This is a genomic window from Streptomyces sp. NPDC086766 (assembly GCF_044746005.1).
Classification (GTDB): domain Bacteria; phylum Actinomycetota; class Actinomycetes; order Streptomycetales; family Streptomycetaceae; genus Streptomyces.
Genome location: NZ_JBIVBI010000054.1, coordinates 1 through 3,597, shown reverse-complemented (window position 1 = coordinate 3,597; position 3,597 = coordinate 1). Strand labels below are relative to the sequence as shown.

Sequence of the window (3,597 nt, the reverse complement as noted above, 5' to 3'; positions counted from 1 at the left end):
CGCTGAAACAGCTCCCACAACTCGTCTGGAACCACGCGCTCGACCATCACCACACAGTGCAGACTACCCAGTACGCCAAATGAGACGACGTCTTAAACGCGACCAATGCACCTTCACCCTCCAGCCACCTCGGCCCGACCACGCAGCGGCATACCCAACACCTCAGGCATCCCTCAGACTTGACAAACCACATCGGGAATCACTGATGTCAGACCGAGTGGCTGGGAGCCAGCACCGGCCTCGTGGCGCCGGAAGCCTCAGCGGTGACTCAGAACGTTGACCACACGGCCGTTGGGGTCGCGGACGAAGAACCGCCGTACGCCCCACTCCTCGTCCTGTAAGGGGTGAACGATCTCCGCGCCGCTGTCCCGCATGATCGCGTAAGCCGCCTCCACGTCGTCGACTTCGACGCTCATATGGGGGTAACCGGGGCGGTTTTGTCGCCGGCCACAACGCTGACCTGGGCCGCCGGACTGGTCGGCGAGGCAAGCGTCATGATCCAGCCGAGATTCATGACTTCTTCAAAGCCCAGCAGGCCATAGAATTCCCGGCTCTCCTTCGCAGCCTCTGACTGGATGATGGGCATGACACGGCGAACGGCCATCGACGACTCCTGAAGAGAGCACACACGGATCCAGGACTACTACCCGATCGTCGCCGCACGCACATCGAAGCGCTCCGGGATGGGACTGTAAAATTTTCAGGGGAAGATCGCCATAGACAGGGCAGCTATAGGGTCTCTTCTAAAGCGGTTATCGCTGGTTCGAATCCTGCCGAGGGCACCAGGCAGAAGGCCACAGGGCCCATCACGGTTCGGGGTCTTTGACATCAACGCGGGTGGTCACCCAGGCCGCCGTGAGAAGTGTCGCCGTGCCGTGGCGGGCATCGTGCAGCCTGATGACGCGGAGGACGGCAGAGTGGGCGATGCGGGGAGCGGTAGACGTTCCGCGGCTCGATCGGGCGACCGGTGCGGGTGGTGAAGACGTAGTCCGACTCGTGCCACCGCTCCCCCGCCTTGGCACGAGCAGTTGATCGTGTTGACCGCCCCCGGCAGGCAGTGCTGGAGTCAGCACGTGGACAGCATCCCCGCCAACCGGCGGCTCTGGAATCAGATCAGCAGCGCCTACCAGCAGGAGCACGACCCGCAAATCGGCGCCACACCCCGGTTGTGGGGCATGTACTCCATCCCCGACGCGCACCTGCACGCCCTGGGCGACATCACCGGCAAGCGCGTCCTCGAACTCGGCTGCGGCGCCGGCCAGTGGTCCAGGGCGCTCGCCGCCGAGGGCGCCACCGTGATCGGGCTCGACCTGTCCGAAGCCCAACTCGCGGCAGCTGCCCGCGCGATGGGAGCGGCCCGCTACCCGCTGGTGCAAGGCGCCGCCGAACAACTCCCCTTCGCCGCCGACAGCTTCGACCTGGTGTTCTGCGACTTCGGTGGGCTCAGCTGGGCGCCCCCGCACCTGGCCGTCCCAGAGGCCGCACGCGTCTTGGGCCGAGGCGGACGCCTGGTGTTCAACGTCGCCAGCCCATGGTTCGAAGCGTGCTACGACGAAGTCTCCAGCCGCGTGACCACGACGCTGCAGCAGGACTACTTCGGGCTGAACACCATCGCCGAAGGCGACGGCGCGACCAGCTATCAGCTCACCTACGGCGACTGGGTCAGGGTCCTGCGCGGCGCGGGTCTCGTCATCGACGACCTCATCGAGCCGCGGCCCGAACTCGGAACACGCAACGGCTACAACGAAACCGACCCACCCGACTGGGCACACCGCTGGCCGGCGGAACTGCTCTGGGTAACCCACAAACCGTAAGTTCCGCCGCCGAGACGTGAAGGGCATCCCCTCGCCGGGCAGGCCAAGGGAGTGTCCGGCTGATCATGGGCGGAGCCAGAGCCGGATCGAGGCGAGGGTGGCGGTCCCGTGGAAGACGTAGGCGCGTTGGTCGAAGCGTGCGGCCACGGCCCAGAAGTTCTTCAACGCGTTGGTCGTCCGCTCCACTTCGTTCCTGCGTTTGTAGATCGTCTTGTCGAAGCCGGCGGGCCGTCCACCCCTGCTGCCGTGTCTTTTGCCGTGGGCCCGCTGATCTCGGGGCTCGGGAATGGTGTGCTCGATCTGGCGACGTCGCAGGTAGCGGCGGTTGCGCCGGGAGGAATACGCCTTATCGCCGCCCAGGTGGCCGGCCCGGGTGCGCGGATGCCCGCCCCCGGGCGGTGGACACGGATGCGTTCCATGACCGGGATGGGCTGCGGGGCGTCGCCCCCCTGGCAGCGTGATCAGCAGCGACAGCGGGCGTCGTCCGCCCTCACCGGCCAGGTGGATCTTGCAGGTCAGGCCGCACCGGGAGCGTCCGAGTCCCTCGTCTGGGCGGTGGTGCCGAGGCGTGCTTCTTTCCCCGGCACCCGCGGAGGTAGCTGCCGTCTGCTTCGTCACCTCGCCATGATCGCCGACTTCCCTTCGCCCTAGCCCTCTTGGGCCGGGGCAGCCGGTGCTAAGGTCCTGTCGGTCGAGATGTGGGGGGGTATCAGGTGTTCACAGTTGTCACGGCTGCAGTGTTCATCCTGCTAGCGCCGCACGTGGCTTGGTACATCAACCTACCTTTCCTCCTCGTCGTGGCCGTCTGCTTCCTCGCGGACACGGCGTCGAAGAAGAGGCACGTCCGGTACCTGACCTTCGGCTACCTCCTACTCATCGACGTCGCCGCGCCTCACGAGACGAGCCGGAAGGACGGCTGGAACTGGGTCGCATGGGTCGATCTGAGCCTCCTGCTGGTGACGACCCTCGTGGCGGCGGCCCTCGTCCTGTTCGTTCAGGAGAACGCCGACATCGCCCGCCCGGCACCCCTGTCGGCGGTACACAACCGGCCGGTGCCGGCGCCGCGGCGACGGACGGCGCGGGTCGCTGCCCTGCGCCGGCAGGCGAAGCGGGCCGCGTCCCGCCGTCGCTGACCGGGGCAGTCGAACCGGCGAATCTTCGGCCCAGGGAGGACTGGGATCATCCGGAGATGCTTCAGGTTCCTCGTTTCTCCAGCGTCTCTTGATCGTGGAGCTGGCGGTGGTAACGGCACCGGCCAAACGACGTGGCTGGAGTAACACGGTGGCGTGACGGACGAGATCGCCCCCTGATCTGCTCCGCCGACTGAAACGGCTTTCGAAGCGGATGTCGCCGCCCCACCCGACCCCGCTGGAACGGGCTAGTCCCCTCCACAACGAGCAGGTAACTGGGGAAAACAGCCGGCCAACGCGGGCCGTGTCCATCGTATGGCGGAAGCCTTCCTGCTCGCCGGGGGTCTGGTGAAGCTGCGGTACAGCAGCGAAGTACAGCAACCACACCAACCGACCTCGTCCGGTGACGTCCTCCGGAGGCCATTGTCGGACCGCGATGACCACCATCGCCCGCTCCACATAGAGCTACGGGTCTGAAGGCTCAGCGCCTCTGTCCGGCCGCCGCACCAGTCGACGGCAGCAGCCGGAGCGGGCTCGGATCGAACTCCTAATGCGGTGTGTCGGTGTGAGGTCTCAGGACTTCCTTGACGGTTTGTCGTCAGGAGATCCTTGACGGTCCTTCTGGGTTCCCATGCCTTTGACGTAGAGCCTGG

2 protein-coding genes and 3 pseudogenes are annotated in these 3,597 nt (G+C 66.2%); 2 read left to right on the top strand and 3 right to left on the bottom strand.

The window, feature by feature from the left end; all coding sequences use genetic code 11:
- Window positions 1–257: 257 nt before the first annotated feature.
- Window positions 258–604 (bottom strand): annotated as a pseudogene (locus tag ACIPM1_RS33780) (VOC family protein).
- 226 nt (window positions 605–830) lie between these two features.
- Window positions 831–1,026 (bottom strand): annotated as a pseudogene (locus tag ACIPM1_RS33775) (site-specific integrase); the annotation flags it as partial.
- Window positions 1,027–1,073: 47 nt separating this feature from the next.
- On the opposite strand from ACIPM1_RS33775, the gene ACIPM1_RS33770 reads away from it, so the two are divergent.
- Window positions 1,074–1,814: a class I SAM-dependent methyltransferase gene (locus ACIPM1_RS33770; RefSeq protein ID WP_402441194.1), complete on the top strand. Its 741-nt coding sequence runs from the start codon at window positions 1,074–1,076 to the stop codon at window positions 1,812–1,814.
- A gap of 63 nt (window positions 1,815–1,877) precedes the next feature.
- Here the strand turns inward: ACIPM1_RS33770 and ACIPM1_RS33765 are convergent.
- Window positions 1,878–2,381: pseudogene (locus ACIPM1_RS33765) on the bottom strand (IS5 family transposase); the annotation flags it as partial.
- Between the two features lie 194 nt (window positions 2,382–2,575).
- On the opposite strand from ACIPM1_RS33765, the gene ACIPM1_RS33760 reads away from it, so the two are divergent.
- Window positions 2,576–2,947: a hypothetical protein gene (locus ACIPM1_RS33760; protein ID WP_402441192.1), complete on the top strand. Its 372-nt coding sequence runs from the start codon at window positions 2,576–2,578 to the stop codon at window positions 2,945–2,947.
- Window positions 2,948–3,597 lie beyond the last annotated feature (650 nt).